We start from the raw sequence: 20123 nt of genomic DNA, 5'->3' as shown, positions 1-20123 counted from the left end.
CTTCGGTCCGATTGAAGAGCTGCGTCAGAAACACGGCCAGCTTGCAGCGGTTGCGCCGTTGCCATCGGCGCACTTCACCAAGCCAAGCATCGTGATTAAACCAAACGCCAACGCACGTCCGTGCGGCGACACAACCGGCTATCTGGCCAACCCGAAGGAGGTGTGAGATGGGAAGTGGATGGCATGAATGGCCGCTGGTGCTATTTACGGTATTGGGGCAATGCGTCGTTGGCGCAACGATAATTACGGGAATGGGCTGGTTGGCAGCGCGCAATGAGCCGGAGGATCAGCGCCGGATCGTGCGTAATATGTTCTTCCTGTGGGTCATTATGGGCATCGCCTTTTTTGCTTCGGTGCTGCATCTTGGCTCACCGCTGCGGGCCTTTAACTCGTTAAACCGGATCGGCGCCTCGGCGCTGAGTAACGAAATCGCCAGCGGTTCGGTCTTTTTCGCCGTTGGAGGCTTTTGGTGGTTGCTATCAATGGTCGGTAAAATGCCAGCGACGCTCGGACGAGTTTGGCAAATCATCGGCATGGTGCTGGGATTAGTCTTTGTCTGGGCGATGACGCGTGTTTATCAGATAGATACCGTGCCAACCTGGTATAATGGATACACCACAGCTTCTTTCTTCTTAACTGTGGTGCTCACCGGGCCGCTGTTTGCCGCCCTGCTGCTGAAGCTTGCGAAAGTGCCGTTTAATGGCAAGTTCTTTGTCTCATTAAGCGTGCTGGCTTTGCTGGCAAGCCTTGCGCTGGTGGTGATGCAAACCGCCGAGCTTGGCTTTATTCACAGCTCGGTTCAGCAAGCCAACGCCCTGCTGCCAGACTGGGGAAGCCTGCAGGTATGGCGCTTTGTACTGCTGACGGCAGGTTTAGGCTGTTGGATTTGCCCGCTGTTGCGCCGGGTTTCGCCGCGCGCGCTTGGGCTAGCAGCAGGCTTGGTACTGGTGCTGTTGGGTGAGTTTATCGGCCGCGGGCTGTTCTATGGCCTGCACATGACCGTCGGTATGGCGATTGCCGGATAATCTATCGGGGCGGAAAGACTTCCGCCCCATTTAAAGGAAATGCAGTAATGAATGACGTTAAGCCAAACGACGCTTTAGCTTTCTCCGCCCGCGTGCTCGGGGCGATGTTTTATTTCGCACCGGACAGCGCGCTTGCTGAGCCGCTGGTTGCCGCCTTTCGCGACGGCGAATGGGCCGCGCAGTGGCCATACAACGTCGAAAACGTCGATGCCCTCAGTGCGGCGTTTGCTGCCGATACGGATGAATCGTTAGCTCAAGCTTGGCAACGACTGTTTATCGGCCCCGACGCGCTGCCTTCACCACCGTGGGGTTCGGTATGGTTAGACCGCGAAAACGTCCTGTTTGGCGATTCCACGCTGGCGCTGCGTCAGTGGATGCGCGACAACCAAATTGCCTTCGATGTGCAGCAAAACGAGCCGGAAGACCACTTTGGCACTCTGTTGATGCTGGCAGCATGGCTGGTGGAAAACGATCGCCAAGAAGCCTGCGATCAGCTGTTAGCCTGGCATCTGCTGCCGTGGGCTAATCGTTTTATTAGCGAATTTATTCAGCACGCTAGCCACCCGTTCTTCATCGCGCTGGGGCAGCTCGCCCAGCAGACGCTGGGACACTGGCAATCTCATTTGCTGATCCCGGTTGCTGATAAGAAGCTGTATCGCTAATCCGATGCAGCGCCTTCACCACTACCCCGATATTAAGGCGATGCTCCGTCGCCTGTTTATCGCCACGCTCGTCGGCATCTTGGCGGCGCTGGCGGTGGCGTTGTTTCGTCACGCCATGTATCTGCTCGAATGGCTGTTTTTAAGCAACGACAGCGGCAGCCTGGTTAACGCGGCTGAGAGGTTGGTGTGGTGGCGACGATTAATCACGCCGGCACTCGGTGGCCTTGCTGCCGGCACGCTGCTGTGGGGCTGGCAACGCTACACCCGCCAACGCCCGCACGCCCCCACCGATTACATGGAAGCGCTGGAAAGTGATGAAGGTAAATTGGATGTTGGCGCAAGCCTTGTTAAATCCACCGCCTCGCTGCTGGTCGTCGCCAGCGGCAGCGCCATTGGTCGTGAAGGGGCGATGATCCTGCTGGCCGCGTTGGTCGCCTCATGCCTCGCACAGCGATTTACGCCAAAAGAGGAATGGAAGCTGTGGATTGCCTGTGGTGCCGCCGCAGGGATGGCCAGCGCCTATCATGCGCCATTGGCGGGTAGCTTATTTATCGCCGAGATCCTCTTTGGCACGCTGATGCTCGCGTCGCTCGGGCCTGTGGTCATTGCCGCCGTTGTCGCCCTATTGACGACACAAATGATGAACGGCGGAGCTGAACTCCTGTACCGCGTCGCAGCATTACCCACGCTGCATGCCAGCCACTATGGATTAATGCTGGTTATCGGGCTGGTCTGTGGGCTGGGGGGCCCGCTGCTCATGTGGCTGATGGAAATAGGTCATCGGGGATTTGTGCGGCTCAAACTCTCACCACCTTGGCAGTTGGCGCTCGGCGGAGCAATAGTCGGTTTACTGTCGTTGTTGACGCCCGCGGTCTGGGGCAACGGCTATAGCGTAGTACAGGGATTTTTGCTCGCGCCGCCGGTGCTCAGCGTGATTGCCGGTATTTTTGTGTGCAAACTGTTGGCGATCCTCGCCAGCAGCTGTTCGGGCGCGCCCGGTGGGGTATTTACGCCTACATTATTTATCGGTCTGGCTATTGGGATTCTGTTTGCCGATACGTGGCATTTCGTCTTTCACGGGGATCAGGGAATGGCGGTTTTGCTGGGGATCACCGGCATGGCTACGCTGCTGGCAGCCACCACGCATGCGCCGATGATGTCAACGCTGATGATTTGTGAAATGACCGGGCAATATACGCTGCTGCCCGGTTTACTGATTGCCTGCGTTGTCGCTTCGGTGTTGTCTCGCACCTTACGCCAGAATTCTATCTACCGTCAGCACGTTACTTAACATCGCTAAATCAACGTACTGGCTCAGCTCACGCTGTTCCGGGCGCGGCAGATATGGCAGTTCGCCAATCAGCGGTGCGGGCAGTTTTTTGCTCAACACGTCGATGATTTCCGCATAGTGCGAAAGACCCGGATTGATGCGGTTCGCCACCCAACCGATCAGCGGTAAACCGTCGTTGGCAATGGCCTGCGCCGTCAGTAACGCATGGTTAATGCACCCTTCCTGAATCCCCACCACCATCAAAACCGGCAGCTGTTCTTGCACGACCCACTCGGAAAGCGGACGCAGATCGTTCATCAGGCTACGCCAACCGCCGGTGCCTTCAACCACCACGTTATCAACCTGTTTACTCAGATTGGCTAAGCCATCCGACAGCAGCCCATAATTGATAGGGCAACTGTGTGCCACGCTGCTCTCTTCTTCGCTCAGTGCGATAGGATTGATTGCCTCGTAAGGCAACACCAGAGATGAAACACTTTGCAGCACCAACGCATCTTTATTGCGCAGACCTTCAGCGGTCTCCTTGCTGCCTTTTGCTACCGGTTTGTATCCCGCTACCCGTTTCCCGCTGGCGGCGAGCGCCTGCAATAGCGCACGAGAAACCACCGTCTTACCGACAGAAGTATCAGTTCCAGTAATGAAGAAACGATTAAGCATGACCCACTAACCCCACAGCGACGCCTGAAAAAATCAAGGCAATGAATAATTCAACCGGGTGAAAGTTTACGTGATGCACAGACAAGGCGGCTTGCGTTAGCGCAATTTTTTGCAAAACCGCAAAAAATTGTTAACCCTGTAACAGTCTGATCAGCAATGTTCCATTATAGAGCGCATCTTTCACCAGCGCGGCGCCGGCCATGGTGCCTCGATTCGAGAATTGCGTCTGTTCAACGGAGATGTGTTTGCTGTATGCCGGTAGAGACTGTTGATTAATGCAGTCGCTAATCGCCGGGAAGAGGATTTCAGAGGCAAGATTAAATGGAGAACCAATCAATATTTTCTGTGGATTGAACAGGTTAACCATGATGGCAAGGATCCGTCCAACGTTGGTACCGATGCTGCCAATAATATCCTTGGCGAGCAGATCTCCCTGAAGCGCAGCCTGACACAGCCACTCAACGGTCAGCGGCTTTTGATGCAGCATGGAGCTCATCGACTGCTGCATACGCACCTGCGTCAATTCCATCACGCTTTCGACGCTGGCAATAGTTTCAAGACAGCCGTGATTACCGCAGTAACAGCGTTTCCCGTAGGGATCGACCTGGGTATGGCCAATTTCCACCAGGCTACTGCTGCCTGCATGCAGCAAGCGACCGTCGGTAATGACCCCAGCGCCCACGTTGTGATCGATAGCTACCTGAATAACGTCTCTTGCCCCACGCGACGCACCAAATAACGCCTCAGCCATTGTCCACGCGCTGATATCGTGCTGAATATAAATTGGCACGCCGGTATGCGCCTCAAGCGTAGCTCCCAGCGGCACATCGGTGACGTCGTAAAACGGCATACGGTGAATAATGCCGTTTTCGGTATCAATGATGCCAGGGAGCGTAATGGCAATCGACGTTAACCGCTCCAACACATTCTGGTGACGAATAAAGAACTGGTCGATATGAGCAAGCACTCGGTCTAAGAAAGGCTCTTCATGTAAAAGCGACAGCTCGAGCTGTTCTTCCACCACCAGCTTACTGCTGAGATCGCGCAAGGAGAGATGAATATCACCACGGCCAATACGGACGGAAAGATAGTGCCAAGCTTCAGTTTCCACTTTTAGGCCTACGGCGGGACGGCCACGGCTACCCACTTCCTGAATTTCCGTTTCCTGAACCAGATGCGCTTCCAACAGTTCGCGGACGATTTTGGTGATGCTGGCCGGGGCCAATTGCGCGAGTCGTGAGAGGTCGATACGGGAAACCGGGCCGAGCTGATCAATGAGGCGATAAACCGCCCCTGCATTGGTCTGCTTGATTTGATCGATATGGCCTGGCTGACTGTCCGATACCACCGTAAACTCCCTTATTTTCGCGCTTCGAAATAAACTTTGGGCTATGGTGAAGTACTTCAACGGCTGGCGTCAAATTTTTACTTAGCCTTGTGATTTACTGCACAATTTTTCATGCTTTTGTCGGCGAAACGCTCACCTTTGCCGCAGTCAGGAGGTGTTGTTTAAAACGCTCCGCCGCCTGACTCAGTTCGTGGTGCTTTGACCAGACCAGCCACATTTCCGATACCGCATCCGCTTGCGCAATCGGAACCCAGCGCATTTCCTGTAGCTGAACCCGCCGAAACGAGGCCGGTAAAATCGACACCCCTAGTCCCGACGCCACAAGGCCAATAATGGTCATCGCTTCCCCCACTTCCTGAGTGATGGTTGGTGTCACGCCATAACGCCGCATCAGTCCCAGAATATCGTCATATAACCCGGTGCCAACATGGGGATCAAAAAAGACAAACGGCTGCTGGCCCAGTTCAACCAGACTCACTGCTTCTTGACTCGCCAGCGGGTTATCTCGGTGAATCATCGCTAGCAGCGGTTCGCGCAGAATAACCTGCCAGTCGAGCGTGTCGGGCAGCTCAGTGTTACGCATCAACCCCAATTCCAGTTTGCCTTCGGTCAGCGGTGAAATTTGCTCGCGGGTGTTAGTCTCACGGGTTTGAATATGCACGTCGGGGTAATGCTGACGAAAGGTCGATAGCGTATCGGAAACTGCCTTAATAAACGGTGCGGAAGAGGTAAAACCGATGCGTAGCTCGCCGGTTTCGCCGTGATGAAGACGACTTGCTCGCGCCGCGGCCTCGTTGACCTGCAGCAGGATCTGCCGGCTGTCAGCAAGAAACTGACGCCCTGCTTCCGTCAAACTGACGCTCCGGTTGGTTCGGGCAAAAAGACGGGCACCCACCTGCTGTTCGAGGATCTGAATCTGCTGGCTCAGCGGCGGCTGGGAGATATTCAACCGCGCGGCGGCGCGGCCAAAATGTAGCTCCTCGGCAACTGCCACGAAATAGCGTAGGTGGCGAAGCTCAATATTCATATGTTAAAGGTCTTAATTGAGATTATTAATATATTAGACATAATATTTACAATTTCCTACCCTGTTTATGTGACCTATGTCGTTTTTATATCTCGTTTTTGATCAAGGATTTCCCCGTGAGCCGCACAACGACCGCAGACCATACGCCCGTTATTGATGTCCGCGATGATACCCCCTCTCCAGCCAATACCTTTATCCGCCGTGGTACGCCGCCATTTATTCGCGTGACGCTGGCCCTATTCTCCGCAGGGCTTGCAACCTTTGCGCTGCTGTACTGCGTTCAGCCGATTTTGCCGGTTCTTTCTCACGAATTTGGCATCTCTCCGGCACAAAGCAGTATTTCATTGTCGATCTCAACCATCATGCTGGCGGTCGGTTTATTGGTGACTGGCCCACTTTCTGACGCTATTGGTCGTAAGCAGGTCATGGTGACCGCCTTAGTGCTCGCCTCGTGCTGTTCGTTGCTCTCCACCATGATGACCAGTTGGCACGGTATTCTAATTATGCGCGCGCTGATTGGCCTCTCGCTGAGCGGCGTGGCGGCAGTGGGCATGACCTATCTCAGCGAGGAGATCCACCCAAGCTTTGTGGCCTTTTCGATGGGGCTCTACATCAGCGGTAACTCGATTGGCGGCATGAGCGGACGACTGCTTACCGGTGTCTTTACCGACTTTTTTGGCTGGCGCGTCGCGCTGGCGGTGATCAGCGCCTTCGCGCTGGGTGCGGCGATTATGTTCTGGCGCATTCTGCCGGAGTCACGCCACTTTCGCCCTAGCTCACTCAAACCCAAATCACTGCTGATTAACCTACGCCTGCATTGGCGCGACCGCGGTCTACCGCTGCTGTTCATCGAAGGTTTTCTGCTGATGGGCGCGTTTGTCACGCTGTTTAACTACATTGGCTACCGCCTAATGCTCGCTCCGTGGTCGCTGAATCAAGCGGTGGTGGGCCTGCTTTCTGTCGCCTATCTGACGGGAACGTGGAGTTCACCGAAAGCCGGGATGATGACGACGCGATACGGTCGTGGGCCGGTGATGATTTTCTTTACCGGCGTCATGCTGCTTGGCTTACTGCTAACGCTGTTTTCGCCGCTGTGGGTGATTTTCCCCGGCATGCTGCTTTTCTCCGCTGGTTTTTTTGCCGCCCACTCGGTTGCCAGCAGTTGGATTGGCCCACGCGCACGGCGCGCGCGCGGTCAGGCCTCGTCGCTGTATCTGTTTAGCTACTATCTGGGTTCAAGTATTGCCGGGACGCTGGGCGGTGTGTTCTGGCATCACTGGGGATGGAACGGCGTGGGTGGGTTTATTGCCGCAATGCTGGTTCTGGCGCTGGTGACGGGCAGCAGTCTGCACCATCGTCTGCAAAAGCCCCTGCGTTAATGACTTCCCTTCTGGCCCGCCGCTGTGCGGGCTGTTACCAGATGCCGAGGAAAGGTGATAGCCCTGCCACATCTCTCAGCGCATCAATCGACAGCAGCAAGATAAAGATCCAGATGAACGGATTCATGATGTACCGCCCGCAACTGTTAACTTAGTGTTAAGTATGGACCAGCCCACGCATTTTCCCTCATACTTTGGTATTGTTTTTTGACCCTCCCCGCCCTTCAATTTCGTTCACTCGGATCAGGACAAAATGGAAAATAATAACTACCAACAACTCACTCGTACTTTCCAGCGTTTATCCCGTTTTTCCCATCTCGGTTCCATTGCCCATTGGGATATGGCGGCGATGATGCCGCCCGGTGGCAGTGCGGCCCGTGGCGAGGCGTTAGCCGAACTCGGCGTATTGCAACATCAGATCCTCACCGATAAAAAAGTGGCGGACTGGTTGGCTGGCGCCCGGCAGGAAAATCTGAATGACGACGAACGGGCGAACCTGCGTGAAATGACTCGTGCTTACCAGCAGGCCGCGCTGCTGCCGGAAAGCTTGGTGGAAGCCAAATCGCTGGCGGGCAATCGCTGCGAACACGCCTGGCGCACCCAGCGCAAAAATAACGATTGGGCAGGTTTTGCGCCTAATCTGAAAGAAGTCGTTCGCCTGAGCCGTGAGGAAGCCAGAATTCGCGCCGAAGCCAGCGGATGTTTGCCGTACGATGCGTTGCTTGATATTTATGAGCCAGGCATGACCAGCAGTCGGCTCGACGTGCTGTTTACCGATCTGAAAAGCTGGCTGCCAGCGCTGTTACAAAATGTGGTGCAGAAGCAATCCAGCCTGAAGCTTATCGACCCACAAGGCCCCTTCCCGACCGACTCACAGCGCCAACTGGGGCTGGATGCGATGACCCTGCTGGGTTTCGACTTTGACGGTGGCCGCCTTGACGTCAGCTCTCATCCGTTCTGCGGCGGCGTGCCGGAAGATGTGCGCATCACCACCCGTTATGATGAAAACGATCTGCTGAGCGCGCTTTTTGGCGTTGTCCATGAAACCGGGCACGCCCGTTACGAGCAAAATCTGCCGCGTCATTGGGCCGGGCAACCCGTGGCTCAGGCGCGATCGATGGGCGTTCACGAATCACAAAGCCTGTTTTTTGAAATGCAATTGGGCCGCAGTAACGCCTTCCTCAAGCACCTGTTGCCGATGATCCAACAGCGTTTTGCTCACCAACCCGCCTTCACGCTCGATAATTTTATCGCATGGAGCCAGCGCGTCGAGCGTGGTTACATTCGTGTCGATGCCGATGAAGTCAGCTACCCGGCACACGTGATCCTGCGCTACGAAATTGAAAGCGCATTGATTAACGGTGAAATCGAGGTGGATGACATTCCGGGACTGTGGAATGAAAAAATGCAGCAGTATCTTGGCCTTACAACCGAAGGCAACTACCGCAACGGCTGTATGCAGGATATTCACTGGACCGACGGTGGTTTTGGCTACTTCCCGTCCTATACTCTGGGCGCGATGTACGCCGCACAGCTGTTCCAGGCTGCCCGCAAGGCGTTGCCAGAGCTCGATAATCAGCTCAATGAGGGGAATTTCTCCCCACTGTTTGGCTGGCTGCAACAAAACATCTGGCAGCACGGTAGTCGTTTCAGTACCTCGGAATTAATGATCAAAGCCACCGGAGAAGACCTTAACAGCCGTTATTTCCGCGATCATCTCACCGCACGATATCTGTAATCATCAACGCCAGGGGGTTTTCCTGGCGTTGTACATTCGGTTACACGCCGAAACCAATCACTCACGGAAAGCGCTGCGACCCGAAGGTATAGTTCTTTCAACGGCCCCGCAGTGGGGTTGAATGAAAAACCAATTCGAGGGTATTAGAATGAAAAAAGTATTAGCTCTGGTTGTTGCCGCTGCTATGGGTCTGTCTTCCGCTGCATTCGCTGCTGACGCTGTTGCCACTCCGGCTCCGGCTGCTACTGCGACCGCAACTCACGCGGCTCCAGCGAAAACCACTCACCACAAAAAACACAAAAAAGCAGCACCAGCTCAGAAAGCTCAGGCCGCTAAAAAACACAAAAAAGCAGTGAAACACGAAGCGACTAAACCCGCTGTAGAGCAGAAAGCTCAAGCGGCTAAAAAACACAAAAAAGCCGCAGCTAAACCTGCTGTAGCGCAGAAAGCTCAGGCTGCTAAAAAACACAAAAAAGCAGTGAAACACGAAGCTGCAAAACCAGCTGCACAGCCAGCTGCGTAATTCAAACGCAAGTTGATTCCTGATGATACATCGGCGCTTTTATAGCGCCGATTTTTTCCCGGAGAGCAGTCATGTTGCGGCGCTATCGTTTCGAGCTCATCCTGGCTTTACTTATCGTCTGCGCACTCATCGCGACTCAGTTTTTCTTTTACTGAGCGTAGTTCGCTGATTTTTCTCCCACTTTTCATTCCTCCCGTCTATAGTAGTCTCATTGGGTATTTCTTTTATAATCATAATTGCCCCATCAGAGAGTGATATGCGTACAGCCTTTGTGTGTTATTTACTGGGATCGTTGTCCGTACTGCCTTTTCTTGCCCACGCCGATGATAGCGACATCAGCGCAAAAGATATTAAAACCCTGTTCTTTGGTCAGGACAATCGTGTCGTCGTTACGGATCCCGCACAATCGCCGTGGGATGCCATCGGCCAACTGGAAACCGCCAGCGGCAACCTGTGCACGGCCACCTTAATTTCCCCTCACCTAGCGCTTACCGCCGGGCACTGTTTGCTTGAACCGCCGCGCGGCAAGCTCGATAAAGCCGTCGCCCTGCGTTTTGTTTCGCACAAGGGCAACTGGCGCTATGAAATTCACGGTATTGAAGGACGCGTTGATCCGTCCCTTGGTAAACGTCTAAAACCCGACGGCGACGGTTGGATAGTTCCCGCCTCCGCAGCACCTTGGGATTTTGGCCTGATCGTGCTGCGTTACCCGCCGTCTGGGATAACGCCTATTCCGCTTTTTAGCGGGGATAAAGACGAACTGACCGCCGCGCTGAAAGCGGTAGAGCGTAAAGTCACGCAGTCGGGTTATCCGGTTGACCACCTTGATTCACTGTACAGTCATCAAGATTGTACGGTCACCGGCTGGGCACAAACCTCGGTGCTTTCACATCAGTGCGATACCTTGCCGGGCGATAGCGGCTCGCCACTGCTGTTAAAAACAGACTCTGGATGGCAGGTCATTGCCGTACAAAGTTCAGCGCCAGCCGCAAAAGACCGCTGGCGGGCCGATAACCGGGCCATCTCGGTGACCGGTTTTCGCGATAAGCTCGAAGCGTTAGCCGCCGGAAACTAGCTCAGTCGCTGCTGGTGGCGTAACGCCAGCAGCGAGGATAACGGCATCGGTTGGCTAAAATAAAACCCTTGCAACTGGTCACAACCCGCCAAACGCAGCAGCTTCATCTGTTTCTCGGTTTCCACTCCTTCAGCGACCACCGTCATCCCTAACGCGCTGGCAATGCGGATAGTGCCGCTCACCAGCGCTGCGGCTTGATCGTCGTTATCCACCAGCCCGGCCAGCGATTTATCAATCTTGATGGTGTCGAAGTTAAAACGTCGCAGGTAGCCAATGCTCGAATAACCGGTGCCGAAATCATCAAGCGCCACGGCGGTGCCCAGCGCTTTTAACGCCGAGATTGCCACCCGCGCGCGCTCTGGTTTTTCCAGCACGTAAGTTTCCGTCACCTCCAGTTGCAGCCTCGCCGGTGGGAACCCAGACGACTTCAGCACGCTGGACACTTTTTCTTCAAATTCTGGGTCGCGAAACTGCGCGGGGGAAATATTCACCGATAGTTTCAGATCGTTGTGGGCCAACAGGTCGCGACAGGCGCGGGCCAGCACAAACTGCCCCAGCGAGTAAATCAGCCCGCTGGTCTCGGCAATGGTGATAAAGGCATCGGGCATCAGTTCTCCTTTCGGTCGACGCGGCCAGCGTACCAATGCTTCAACCCCCACCATCGCTTGGGACCGGGCGCAGACAATCGGCTGATACCACACTTCAAACTCGTCTCTTTCCAGACCATGGCGGATATCGTTTTCAATTGACAGTTGGTATTCACGCACGCTGTTTAGCTCGGCGTCGTAATGGGTGATTCGTCCTTTGCCGGTAATTTTAGAGTGGTACATCGCGATATCCGCCTGGCGGAAAAGTTCGGAGCTGGAGCTTGCCTGCAACGTACCACTGGCGATACCGATGCTGGCGCTGATGTGCAGCGTCCGCTCACCGATACGAATCGGCGTATTCAGATATTCCAATACTCGCTCGGCAAACGCCGAGGCCTGCGCCGGTGAGCGTTGACCACCGACAGTCATCGCAAATTCGTCGCCGCCCATCCGCGCCAGCATTCCCCCTGCCGGCACTAGCGTTTGCAACATATCGGCTATGCGAATAATCAGAATATCGCCGATATCATGTCCGTAAATATCGTTAACATCTTTAAAACCATCAAGATCGATAAAAACAACGGTTTTCAGATCCTTATCGCCCCGCATGCTGATACGCTCGAGCTGTTCAATCAGCGCCCGTCGGTTTGGCAAATGGCTGAGCCAATCGGTGAGCGCAATTTCACGCGCCTGTCGTTCCCCTCGCGCCAGTTTCCAAAGCCCCAGACTGCTCAGCAAGATAAACAACAGAATTAACCCCGCGGCCAATAGGACGATTTCACGAATTTGCGGCGACGCCGCATTTGCCGCTTCTACGCCTGGCTGGCGCAACTGCCAATCAAGCCAGCCGACCACGCGGTCACCGGCGGTGCGAATGGGAATGTTGTACTGATTTCGCGGCGCATCGGTAAGGCTCAGATTTTCAATCTGAAATGTGTTGCCCAGATTACGCAACAGCGTTGGGTTTACGTGACGGGTAATCACCAGATAGCGGCGAGTACTGTCATAAACTTCTAGCCGGCCGGTCATCGGACGAATGAGTCCAATGCCGATAAACGCAATGCCTTCCCGGGTACGCGTGATCCCGGCGAACATATTTCGCCCTTCACTAAGCGGCCTTTTATTTTCGTCAATCAGTTCGCGCAGCCCATCGCCAAAAAAGCGCAGATCCTTCTCGTTAAAAGGATTGCTATGAAACGCGCCCCACAGCACGTGATAATTTTCATCCAGCACAAAGGTGCCGTCATAGAGGTTATTGATTTTAAAGCCAGCCCCCCAGGTGTTGTACAACCAGGTGGTATCCAGCGTGGGCGGGTAGACTTTGCGGACGGCATCGTCCCAGATAGCATTATCGATAACCAGCGACAGCACGCGGTTGATGGATGTCTGAACAGCGCCATCGACGGAAAGAGCGGATCGTCTGGCATCAATATCGTTGGTTTTTGCACTAATCAACTGCTGTGAGAGATACAGCAACGAGATAATAGAGAAAATCAGACCAATGCCGGCCAAAAATATCATCACAAATAGCGTTCTGGCCGTGGCAATATTACGCCAGCGTGACGGATTTAACATGTATCACCCTCGCATACGCTCGTACAACCCTTTGTTACAAGCGTAATACAGACGGGCAATTTCGCTGCCTGAAATCTCAGGCAGCGATCACATCAGGCAAGTTTAATCAGTATCATTCCAATCAACAGCAGACCGACCCCAACCCAGCCTTTATTATTTAAACGCTGGCCGAAGAGGATCCACCCGGCGGCAAGCGTTGCCGCAACGCCAAAACCGCCCCAAATGGCGTAGGCCACCGAGAGATCGATCCCTTTTACCGCCTGCGATAGCGCGCTGAACGCGGCCAACACAGCGACCAGTGAAAGGATGCCGTACAGTTTGTTACGGAAGCCATCCGAAAACTTAAGGAAAATATTAGCGACAATCTCCAGAACAATGGAGCCTGCCAACCATGCGCCGTGAACCCACTCAAACTGCTGCATGGTCCACCTCTTTATTCATCACTTTACGCGGAGATTTTCGCGTTCCCGATTTGATAAGCACAATACCGGCAATCAACGTCGCCAGACCTGCCAATTTCATCACCGTCAAACTTTCGTCAAACAGCAAAACGCTGAACAGGGTTATCAATAAAATCCCGATCCCTTCCCACAATGCGTAGGCCACGCCGAGGGCGATTTTTTTCACCGCAAACGAAAGGAAAATATATGACAGCGCGATCATCACGAGCATTAAAATAAAGCCGGTATTTCCATCACTGACGCTTGCCCATTTCATAGACAGCGTACCCGTAATTTCTGCAACAATGGCGAGGGCTAATAGAATCCAATAAAACATGGTGCTTCTCCTGCATGAGAATATAATCCGTCGCAGCTTGCGAGAAACGCAAACTGAAAAAAATGATTAAAATTTAGCTCAAACGAAGAAGGAGACTAAAGCGCGTTGCGCCAGTGCTGCTCACCAAGGAAGGCAGAATAGGAAGGTAAAACAGAAGGTTTGGTAGAAATGTACGTCCTGAACATATTGTCCATAAAATTACAATTATCCGCGGTATTGCTTCTCATCGTTGCGGAGTAAAATTGTCCTCAGTAGTTAAACACAGCTAATTTCTAACACAATTGCAGAAGTATCTCAAAATGTTTTCAAATCTTTACTGATGTTGTTTGATGTTAATGTATTTATTATGAGGTAAATCGCAATTATCATATTCTACATAAAATAATTCGCGTTGCAGAAAGATGGCAAACGGAAGAATGAACGCAGCCAACGCCTCTGCAATTTGAAGTATGACGTGTATCTTTATATTTTTTGCTGGAGTTAACTCAACATGTCCAGGCCGATAATCACGCTTAATGGATTAAAACTAGTCATCATGCTGGGCATGCTGGTGATCATTCTGACCGGTATTCGCTTTGCGGCGGATATCATTGTTCCCTTCGTGCTAGCGCTGTTTATTGCCGTGGTGCTAAACCCGGTAGTGCAGTTAATGGTGCGCTGGCGAGTGCCGAGGGCGCTGGCGATCTCAAGTCTGATAGGCGTTATCATCCTAGCCGCTGTACTTCTGCTCGCCTCGCTTGGCACCTCGCTGAATGAACTGACGCGCACCCTGCCGCAGTATCGTTCCTCACTCGCCATCCCTTTGTACAATTTGCAGCCGTGGATGCAGCGTTTTGGGATAAGCGTTAGCCCGGATGAACTGATTAAATATATCGACCCAAATGCCGCAATGACGCTGGTTTCCCGGCTGTTATCGCAGCTCTCCAACGCGATGTCGTCCATTTTCTTACTGCTGCTAACGGTGGTGTTTATGCTGTTTGAGGTCCCGCAGCTACCCGCAAAACTGCAACAGGTGATGAGTCGCCCCACTGAGGGAATGGCGGCAATTCAGCGGGCGCTGGACAGCGTGTCGCATTATCTGGTGTTGAAAACGGCAATCAGCGTGGTGACCGGTCTGTTGGTCTGGGGAATGCTCGAGCTGTTGGACGTCCGTTTTGCCTTTATCTGGGGGCTGCTGGCCTTCGCGCTTAACTACATTCCCAACATTGGTTCGGTGCTGGCAGCCATCCCCCCTATCCTGCAGGTGTTGGTATTTAGCGGCTTTTACGATGCGCTGATCGTACTTGCGGGGTATCTGACCATAAACTTGGTTTTTGGCAATATTCTAGAGCCTCGCATTATGGGACGCGGGTTGGGGCTCTCCACTCTCGTCGTGTTTCTGTCGCTGATTTTCTGGGGCTGGCTGCTCGGCCCGGTTGGCATGTTGCTATCGGTGCCATTGACGATCATCGTCAAAATTGCCCTCGAGCAGACGGAAGGCGGGAAAAGTATTGCTATTTTGCTCAGCGATCTGAGCAAGTAGCACTCAAAACAGCGACAGCATCAGCGCAACGGGAAAGCTAAACGGCCAAGTTGCGCCAATCAGTAGCGCCGCTATTAAGCGAATGGCGGCGCTTTCTTTCGTCAGAAACCAAGTAATAAAGGCACAGATAACGCCCATCACGGCATAGAAGACGAGCATATGTTGGTACAGCGTCACCAATCGAATCCTTATAATTGATAGTTAAAGCGGCGCAATATGCTACGTTTTTTGACGTACATCAAGTTTTTCGCCGCTTTTCGCTTGGGGAAGTTCAGCGCACAGCTATTCATCTCCAGATGAATAATCTGCCCATCCATGTAAATGCCGGGTTAGCCTATGCCGATAAAGAGGTTAATTCTGTGATTCATCTTACATTCAGCGTTTTGGCTGGGAGGTTGCAAAAATACTGTCGGCGGTCGGATCGCTAACGTAGCGGTTAGGATCGTACTGAGGAATGAGATTGACCTTCTCCGTATCCCAAGCTTCGCCCAGGCAGGCTGCGCTAACGGATTGCGCCCCATCACAGGTGGCGATTCGGCTCGCCGAAAACCAGATACCAACAACCATCGCCGTGGCAATCACCACTGCGCTACTAACAACAATTTTATTCATGACTCTAACTATGCTCAGTTTTTCAACGGCGCGGATCCTCGCACGTTGCCTCGAGCATGTCAAAAGTGAGGGGCTGCGCGGCAGGCCTGAAGCCTACCGCGAAGGGAGTAACTAGTGCTTTATCATGACGTGGCGAACCACGGTGTAATCCTCAAGTCCGTATACCGACATATCCTTACCGTAGCCCGATAACTTCTGCCCACCGTGCGGCATTTCGCTCACCAGCATGAAATGGGTGTTGACCCACGTGCAGCCATATTGCAAACGGGCGCTCAGGCGATGAGCGCGCCCCACGTCTTTCGTCCAGACCGATGAAGCTAGGCCATACTGCGAGTCGTTTGCCCACGACAGCACCTGATCTTCATCCTCAAACACGGTCACGCTGACGACCGGGCCGAAAACCTCACGCTGGACAATATCATCTTCCTGCCGCGCGCCAGCCAGCAGAGTCGGTTGGAAATAGTAGCCCTTACCCGAGGCCTTTTCGCCCCCGGTGACCACCTTAATATGTGAGAGCGCTTTGGCCCGCGTCACCGCCTCGTTGACTCTCGCCAGATGCGCCTCGGAGCTTAGCGGCCCCAGTTCAGTTGCCGGATTGTCCGGTGCACCCAGTTGAATGCTGGCCACCGCCGCCCCCAGTTTCTCGACCAGTTCCTCATAGACGCCCTTTTGGGCATATATTCGACACGCGGCAGTACAATCCTGACCGGCGTTATAGAAACCAAAGGTTCTGACCCCTTCCACCACCGCGTCAATATCCGCATCGTCAAACACGATAACCGGCGCTTTACCACCCAGTTCCATATGTGTGCGCTTAATCGACGGCGCGGTATGGGCGATGATATGTTCACCGGTGGCAATGGAACCGGTTAAGGAGACCATCCGCACGCTGGCATGTCCGGTCAGCGGATCGCCAACCGTTTTACCGCGTCCGAACAGCACGTTGAGCACTCCGGGCGGGAAGATATCTTTTGCCAACTCCGCCAGCGTTAACGCCGTCAGTGGCGTAATTTCTGAAGGCTTAATCACCACGCAGTTACCCGCCGCCAGCGCCGGGGCCAGCTTCCACGCCGCCATCATTAGCGGATAGTTCCACGGAGCGATGGATGCCACGACGCCGACCGGGTCACGGCGGATCATCGAGGTATGTCCTTCCAGATATTCTCCCGCCGCCAGTCCGTTTAAGCAGCGCGCCGCGCCGGCGAAAAAGCGAAACACATCAACCACCGCCGGAATCTCATCGTTGATGACACAGTGCAGCGGTTTACCGCAGTTCAGGGATTCGAGTTTGGCGAAGGTTTCCGCATGTTGTTCAATCACATCGGCCAATTTAAGCAGGCATTCCGCCCGCTGCTTCGGGGTCGTTTGCCCCCACTGGGCGAACGCGCGGTCGGCGGCGGTGACCGCCGCGTCAACCTGCGCCGCTGACGCCTCCGTGATGTGCAGCAGGATCTCGCCCGTTGCCGGGTTAAACACCGGCTGCGCTTCGCCTTCACCTGCCACCAGTTCACCATTAATCAGTAACTTATGTTGCATAGCATGATCCTGTGTTATTTAAACGTCGTACTTCCACCGGCAGCGCCTTCATCTTCGCGAGTCAGCCACCATGCCCCTAAAATCGGTATCATCGTCAGTATCATCACCAGCAGTGCCACCACGTTGGTTACCGGAACATCGCGCGGTCGCCCTAACTGATTAAGCAACCAAAGTGGCAACGTACGCTCGTGCCCGGCGGTAAAGGTGGTGACAATAATTTCATCAAATGACAGCGCAAAGGCCAGCATTCCCCCGGCCAGCAGCGCCGAACTCAGGTTCGGCAATACCACATGACGGAAGGTTTGCCAGCCGTTGGCCCCCAAATCCATCGATGCCTCGACTAGGCTCCACGAGGTGCGCCGGAAGCGGGCAATCACGTTGTTAAACACCACCACCACGCAAAAGGTGGCATGGCCGATAATTATCGTAAGAAGCCCCGGCTCGAGATTGACGGCTTTAAACGCCGTCAGTAACGCAAGTCCGGTGACAATTCCCGGCAGCGCAATCGGCAGCAGAAGCAACAGCGACACCGCGCTTTTGCCAAAGAAATCACGCCGCCAAAGAGCCGCTGCAGCAAGCGTGCCAAGTACTAAGGCGATGGTTGTCGAAAACGCAGCAATTTTAAGTGACAGTGTCACCGCCTCGAAAATATCGTCGCGCCCTGCCGCCTCGCTAAACCAGCGTAGCGTCAGCCCTTGCGGGGGAAAGCTAAACGCCGCGTCCTCGGTGTTAAAGGCGTAAATCGCGATTATTACCAACGGGAAATGCAGAAAGATAACCCCGCCCCAAGCGGCAATTTTGAGGAACAGCGGTGCGCGTTCAGAGTGCATCAAACGCTCCTAGGCGCTTCACGAACGCCAAATAAAGGGCAATAAGAACGATCGGCACCAGGGTAAACGCCGCCGCCATCGGCATATTGCCAATCGCGCCCTGCTGGGAATAAACCATATTGCCGATGAAATACCCTGGCGGCCCCACCAGCTGCGGGACGATAAAGTCGCCGAGCGTCAGTGAAAAGGTAAAGATCGATCCGGCAGCAATACCGGGGATTGCCATCGGGATAACCACGTGGCGGAAAGTCTGCCGCGGCAGAGCGCCCAGATCGGCGGAGGCCTGCAACAGCGAGGATGGAATCCGCTCAAGCGCCGCCTGAACGGGCAGGATCATAAACGGCAGCCAGATATAGACGAACACCAGAAATCGTCCCAGTCCGGAAGTCGAGAGCGTATTGCCGCCGACACCTGGCACCGTCAAAATGGCGCTTAATACCGACCCCAACCCCATATGATTAAGAAACCACTGCGCCACGCCATCTTTCGCCAGCAGCAATGTCCAAGCATAGGCTTTAACGATATAGCTCGCCCACATTGGCAACATCACCGCCACGTAGAAAAACGCTTTTTGTTTGCCGCTGGTGTAGCGCGCCATGTACCACGCCATCGGAAATGCCAGCAGCGCACTGGCGAGGGTAACGGCCAGCGCCATCACCAGCGTTCGCACAATGATGTCGTAGTTGGCGGGGTTAAACAGCGCGTACAGATTCGCCAAGGTCAGGGTTGGCGTGACCGACATGGTGAAATCATCGAAGGTATAAAAACCCTGCCACAGCAGCGTCAAAAGCGAGCCAAAGTAAACGATGCCAAACCACATCAACGGGCCAAGCAGCAGCAGGAAGAGCCCCAGCGTCGGCCGACGCCAGAACAAACTCGACAGGCTTTTCAGACCGCGCGACGGAGGAACCGGAGCCATGCTCATATCCATTTACCTCCCTCCGTCGAGCGCAATCATCGCATTGCGCGCCCAGGACACCAGTACGGTGTTGCCGACAACCGGGCCGTTCGCATCCAGTCCGGCAGAGAAGTTACCTTGGCTGACCAGCAGCTTGCTACCGCCCTCCAAAAGCAGCTCATAGCGCGTCGCGGCGCCCTGATACTGCACCGCTTGCACCCGGCCTTTGGTTTGCACTTCTCCGCCATCGTTGAGAGAAATATGTTCCGGCCGCAGCGCCCAGTTGCCGTCCATACCGCACAGCGCCAGCGCCGTAGCGGGGTCAAAAACGTTGGAGGTGCCAACGAAGCTGGCAACAAACGGCGTGCGCGGACGCAGATAGAGCGCGCGCGGCGTGTCCACTTGTTCAATACGACCGTTGTTAAAAACCGCCACGCGGTCGGACATCGACAGCGCTTCACTCTGATCGTGGGTGACGAAGATGAAGGTGATCCCCAGCTCCTGCTGCAGTTTTTTCAACTCCAGCTGCATCTGCTCGCGCAGCTTGAGATCCAACGCGCCCAGCGGTTCGTCGAGCAGCAGCACGCGCGGCTCGTTGACCAGTGCACGGGCAATCGCTACCCGCTGACGCTGGCCGCCGGAAAGCTGCGACGGCTTACGCCCACCAACAAACCCGAGCGCCACCTTTTCCAACGCCTGAGCCGCCTTGCTTTGCCGCTCTTTTTTCGCCACGCCTTTGACCATCAGTCCATAAGCGACGTTTTCTAGCACCGACATGTGCGGAAACAGCGCGTAGTCCTGAAACACGGTATTGACATCACGATCCCACGGAGGCAGTTCGCTAGCCTGTTGTCCAAAGATTGAAATCGAGCCGCCTGAAAGCTGTTCAAATCCAGCAATCAGCCGCAGGCAGGTGGTTTTGCCGGAGCCTGACGGCCCCAGCATAGAGAAAAATTCCCCGTCGTGGATGGCAATGCTAACGCCATCCACCGCCCGTACGTCACCATAAAGTCGCGAGACGTCATGAAACTCTACTGCATACGTCATGATGGACTCCTGGG

General features: G+C 54.3%; 21 protein-coding genes and 1 pseudogene. 9 read left to right on the top strand and 13 right to left on the bottom strand.

From position 1 onward, the window contains the following. The 4 genes and pseudogenes from AB4K05_RS16175 to clcB form a co-directional block, all read left to right on the top strand. A pseudogene (locus AB4K05_RS16175) lies at nucleotides 1-166 on the top strand (dimethyl sulfoxide reductase subunit B); the annotation flags it as partial. A 1-nt stretch (nucleotide 167) separates the two neighbouring features. Then, nucleotides 168-1025, top strand: a complete 858-nt coding sequence (locus tag AB4K05_RS16170) for a DmsC/YnfH family molybdoenzyme membrane anchor subunit (protein WP_368480943.1) — start codon at nucleotides 168-170, stop codon at nucleotides 1023-1025. A gap of 47 nt (nucleotides 1026-1072) precedes the next feature. Beyond that, nucleotides 1073-1687: a Tat proofreading chaperone DmsD gene (dmsD, locus tag AB4K05_RS16165; RefSeq protein ID WP_368480942.1), complete on the top strand. Its 615-nt coding sequence runs from the start codon at nucleotides 1073-1075 to the stop codon at nucleotides 1685-1687. 4 nt (nucleotides 1688-1691) lie between these two features. Then, complete coding sequence (gene clcB, locus AB4K05_RS16160) at nucleotides 1692-2978, top strand: voltage-gated ClC-type chloride channel ClcB (protein ID WP_368480941.1); 1287 nt, start codon at nucleotides 1692-1694, stop codon at nucleotides 2976-2978. Here clcB and bioD read toward each other — a convergent pair. The 3 genes from bioD to AB4K05_RS16145 all read right to left on the bottom strand — a co-directional run bounded on the left by bioD (nucleotide 2940) and on the right by AB4K05_RS16145 (nucleotide 6010). After that, nucleotides 2940-3635, bottom strand: a complete 696-nt coding sequence (gene bioD, locus AB4K05_RS16155; protein ID WP_368480940.1) for a dethiobiotin synthase — start codon at nucleotides 3633-3635, stop codon at nucleotides 2940-2942. The two genes, clcB and bioD, sit on opposite strands and share 39 nt — an antisense overlap. 130 nt (nucleotides 3636-3765) lie before the next feature. Then, complete coding sequence (gene mlc, locus AB4K05_RS16150) at nucleotides 3766-4983, bottom strand: sugar metabolism global transcriptional regulator Mlc (protein ID WP_368480939.1); 1218 nt, start codon at nucleotides 4981-4983, stop codon at nucleotides 3766-3768. A 109-nt stretch (nucleotides 4984-5092) separates the two neighbouring features. After that, nucleotides 5093-6010 carry a LysR family transcriptional regulator gene (locus AB4K05_RS16145; RefSeq protein ID WP_368480938.1) on the bottom strand — a complete coding sequence of 306 codons (918 nt, stop codon included), beginning with the start codon at nucleotides 6008-6010 and terminating at the stop codon, nucleotides 5093-5095. 152 nt (nucleotides 6011-6162) lie between these two features. Here AB4K05_RS16145 and AB4K05_RS16140 point away from each other — a divergent pair, with 152 nt between their 5' ends. Continuing rightward, the gene (locus AB4K05_RS16140; protein ID WP_368480969.1) at nucleotides 6163-7389 is read left to right on the top strand and encodes an MFS transporter; all 1227 of its coding nucleotides are present in this window, start codon (nucleotides 6163-6165) and stop codon (nucleotides 7387-7389) included. Nucleotides 7390-7423: 34 nt separating this feature from the next. Here the strand turns inward: AB4K05_RS16140 and AB4K05_RS16135 are convergent, their stop codons facing one another. Further along, nucleotides 7424-7516, bottom strand: coding sequence for a KPN_01571 family protein (locus AB4K05_RS16135; protein WP_368480937.1), 93 nt, complete (start codon nucleotides 7514-7516; stop codon nucleotides 7424-7426). 126 nt (nucleotides 7517-7642) lie between these two features. On the opposite strand from AB4K05_RS16135, the gene AB4K05_RS16130 reads away from it, so the two are divergent. The 3 genes from AB4K05_RS16130 (at nucleotide 7643) to AB4K05_RS16120 (ending at nucleotide 10725) form a co-directional block, all read left to right on the top strand. Then, complete coding sequence (locus AB4K05_RS16130) at nucleotides 7643-9127, top strand: carboxypeptidase M32 (protein WP_368480936.1); 1485 nt, start codon at nucleotides 7643-7645, stop codon at nucleotides 9125-9127. Between the two features lie 148 nt (nucleotides 9128-9275). After that, nucleotides 9276-9650: an acid resistance repetitive basic protein Asr gene (gene asr / locus AB4K05_RS16125; RefSeq protein ID WP_368480968.1), complete on the top strand. Its 375-nt coding sequence runs from the start codon at nucleotides 9276-9278 to the stop codon at nucleotides 9648-9650. Nucleotides 9651-9906: 256 nt separating this feature from the next. Continuing rightward, nucleotides 9907-10725, top strand: a complete 819-nt coding sequence (locus tag AB4K05_RS16120) for a serine protease (protein ID WP_368480935.1) — start codon at nucleotides 9907-9909, stop codon at nucleotides 10723-10725. Here the strand turns inward: AB4K05_RS16120 and AB4K05_RS16115 are convergent. From AB4K05_RS16115 to mdtJ, 3 genes are all read right to left on the bottom strand, one after another. After that, complete coding sequence (locus AB4K05_RS16115; protein ID WP_368480934.1) at nucleotides 10722-12887, bottom strand: putative bifunctional diguanylate cyclase/phosphodiesterase; 2166 nt, start codon at nucleotides 12885-12887, stop codon at nucleotides 10722-10724. The two genes, AB4K05_RS16120 and AB4K05_RS16115, sit on opposite strands and share 4 nt — an antisense overlap. 92 nt (nucleotides 12888-12979) lie before the next feature. Next, on the bottom strand, nucleotides 12980-13309 hold the full coding sequence (mdtI, locus tag AB4K05_RS16110) for a multidrug/spermidine efflux SMR transporter subunit MdtI (protein ID WP_368480933.1): 330 nt from the start codon (nucleotides 13307-13309) through the stop codon (nucleotides 12980-12982). Next, the gene (mdtJ, locus tag AB4K05_RS16105) at nucleotides 13296-13664 is read right to left on the bottom strand and encodes a multidrug/spermidine efflux SMR transporter subunit MdtJ (protein ID WP_368480932.1); all 369 of its coding nucleotides are present in this window, start codon (nucleotides 13662-13664) and stop codon (nucleotides 13296-13298) included. Before mdtJ ends, mdtI begins: the two co-directional genes overlap by 14 nt. A gap of 490 nt (nucleotides 13665-14154) precedes the next feature. On the opposite strand from mdtJ, the gene AB4K05_RS16100 reads away from it, so the two are divergent. Continuing rightward, nucleotides 14155-15186, top strand: coding sequence for an AI-2E family transporter (locus tag AB4K05_RS16100; RefSeq protein ID WP_368480931.1), 1032 nt, complete (start codon nucleotides 14155-14157; stop codon nucleotides 15184-15186). A 3-nt stretch (nucleotides 15187-15189) separates the two neighbouring features. Here the strand turns inward: AB4K05_RS16100 and AB4K05_RS16095 are convergent, their stop codons facing one another. From AB4K05_RS16095 to AB4K05_RS16070, 6 genes are all read right to left on the bottom strand, one after another. After that, nucleotides 15190-15363 (bottom strand): GhoT/OrtT family toxin, encoded by a 174-nt coding sequence (locus AB4K05_RS16095; RefSeq protein WP_368480930.1) that lies wholly within the window; start codon nucleotides 15361-15363, stop codon nucleotides 15190-15192. A gap of 198 nt (nucleotides 15364-15561) precedes the next feature. Beyond that, nucleotides 15562-15798: a hypothetical protein gene (locus tag AB4K05_RS16090; protein ID WP_368480929.1), complete on the bottom strand. Its 237-nt coding sequence runs from the start codon at nucleotides 15796-15798 to the stop codon at nucleotides 15562-15564. Between the two features lie 111 nt (nucleotides 15799-15909). Continuing rightward, nucleotides 15910-17334, bottom strand: a complete 1425-nt coding sequence (gene patD / locus AB4K05_RS16085) for an aminobutyraldehyde dehydrogenase (protein ID WP_368480928.1) — start codon at nucleotides 17332-17334, stop codon at nucleotides 15910-15912. A gap of 14 nt (nucleotides 17335-17348) precedes the next feature. Further along, nucleotides 17349-18164 carry an ABC transporter permease gene (locus AB4K05_RS16080; protein WP_368480927.1) on the bottom strand — a complete coding sequence of 272 codons (816 nt, stop codon included), beginning with the start codon at nucleotides 18162-18164 and terminating at the stop codon, nucleotides 17349-17351. Beyond that, nucleotides 18154-19095: an ABC transporter permease gene (locus AB4K05_RS16075; RefSeq protein WP_368480926.1), complete on the bottom strand. Its 942-nt coding sequence runs from the start codon at nucleotides 19093-19095 to the stop codon at nucleotides 18154-18156. The genes AB4K05_RS16080 and AB4K05_RS16075 overlap by 11 nt, the downstream gene beginning before the upstream one ends. After that, a complete protein-coding gene (locus tag AB4K05_RS16070) occupies nucleotides 19096-20109 on the bottom strand; it encodes an ABC transporter ATP-binding protein (RefSeq protein WP_368480925.1) in 1014 nt (337 codons plus the stop codon). Between the last annotated feature and the right edge of the window lie 14 nt (nucleotides 20110-20123).

Source organism: Kluyvera sp. STS39-E, from assembly GCF_040932435.1.
Lineage (GTDB): Bacteria > Pseudomonadota > Gammaproteobacteria > Enterobacterales > Enterobacteriaceae > Kluyvera.
This window is presented reverse-complemented; position numbering and strand designations above follow the sequence as displayed.

What these genes read in the sequence shown, in the direction of transcription:
- AB4K05_RS16170 (WP_368480943.1), top strand. Translation starts at nt 168, where the DNA reads ATGGGAAGTGGATGGCATGAATGGCCGCTGGTGCTATTTACGGTATTG.
- dmsD (WP_368480942.1), top strand. Translation starts at nt 1,073, where the DNA reads ATGAATGACGTTAAGCCAAACGACGCTTTAGCTTTCTCCGCCCGCGTG.
- clcB (WP_368480941.1), top strand. Translation starts at nt 1,692, where the DNA reads ATGCAGCGCCTTCACCACTACCCCGATATTAAGGCGATGCTCCGTCGC.
- bioD (WP_368480940.1), bottom strand. Translation starts at nt 3,635, where the DNA reads ATGCTTAATCGTTTCTTCATTACTGGAACTGATACTTCTGTCGGTAAG.
- AB4K05_RS16145 (WP_368480938.1), bottom strand. Translation starts at nt 6,010, where the DNA reads ATGAATATTGAGCTTCGCCACCTACGCTATTTCGTGGCAGTTGCCGAG.
- AB4K05_RS16135 (WP_368480937.1), bottom strand. Translation starts at nt 7,516, where the DNA reads ATGAATCCGTTCATCTGGATCTTTATCTTGCTGCTGTCGATTGATGCG.
- AB4K05_RS16130 (WP_368480936.1), top strand. Translation starts at nt 7,643, where the DNA reads ATGGAAAATAATAACTACCAACAACTCACTCGTACTTTCCAGCGTTTA.
- asr (WP_368480968.1), top strand. Translation starts at nt 9,276, where the DNA reads ATGAAAAAAGTATTAGCTCTGGTTGTTGCCGCTGCTATGGGTCTGTCT.
- AB4K05_RS16120 (WP_368480935.1), top strand. Translation starts at nt 9,907, where the DNA reads ATGCGTACAGCCTTTGTGTGTTATTTACTGGGATCGTTGTCCGTACTG.
- AB4K05_RS16115 (WP_368480934.1), bottom strand. Translation starts at nt 12,887, where the DNA reads ATGTTAAATCCGTCACGCTGGCGTAATATTGCCACGGCCAGAACGCTA.
- mdtI (WP_368480933.1), bottom strand. Translation starts at nt 13,309, where the DNA reads ATGCAGCAGTTTGAGTGGGTTCACGGCGCATGGTTGGCAGGCTCCATT.
- mdtJ (WP_368480932.1), bottom strand. Translation starts at nt 13,664, where the DNA reads ATGTTTTATTGGATTCTATTAGCCCTCGCCATTGTTGCAGAAATTACG.
- AB4K05_RS16100 (WP_368480931.1), top strand. Translation starts at nt 14,155, where the DNA reads ATGTCCAGGCCGATAATCACGCTTAATGGATTAAAACTAGTCATCATG.
- AB4K05_RS16090 (WP_368480929.1), bottom strand. Translation starts at nt 15,798, where the DNA reads ATGAATAAAATTGTTGTTAGTAGCGCAGTGGTGATTGCCACGGCGATG.
- patD (WP_368480928.1), bottom strand. Translation starts at nt 17,334, where the DNA reads ATGCAACATAAGTTACTGATTAATGGTGAACTGGTGGCAGGTGAAGGC.
- AB4K05_RS16080 (WP_368480927.1), bottom strand. Translation starts at nt 18,164, where the DNA reads ATGCACTCTGAACGCGCACCGCTGTTCCTCAAAATTGCCGCTTGGGGC.
- AB4K05_RS16075 (WP_368480926.1), bottom strand. Translation starts at nt 19,095, where the DNA reads ATGGATATGAGCATGGCTCCGGTTCCTCCGTCGCGCGGTCTGAAAAGC.
- AB4K05_RS16070 (WP_368480925.1), bottom strand. Translation starts at nt 20,109, where the DNA reads ATGACGTATGCAGTAGAGTTTCATGACGTCTCGCGACTTTATGGTGAC.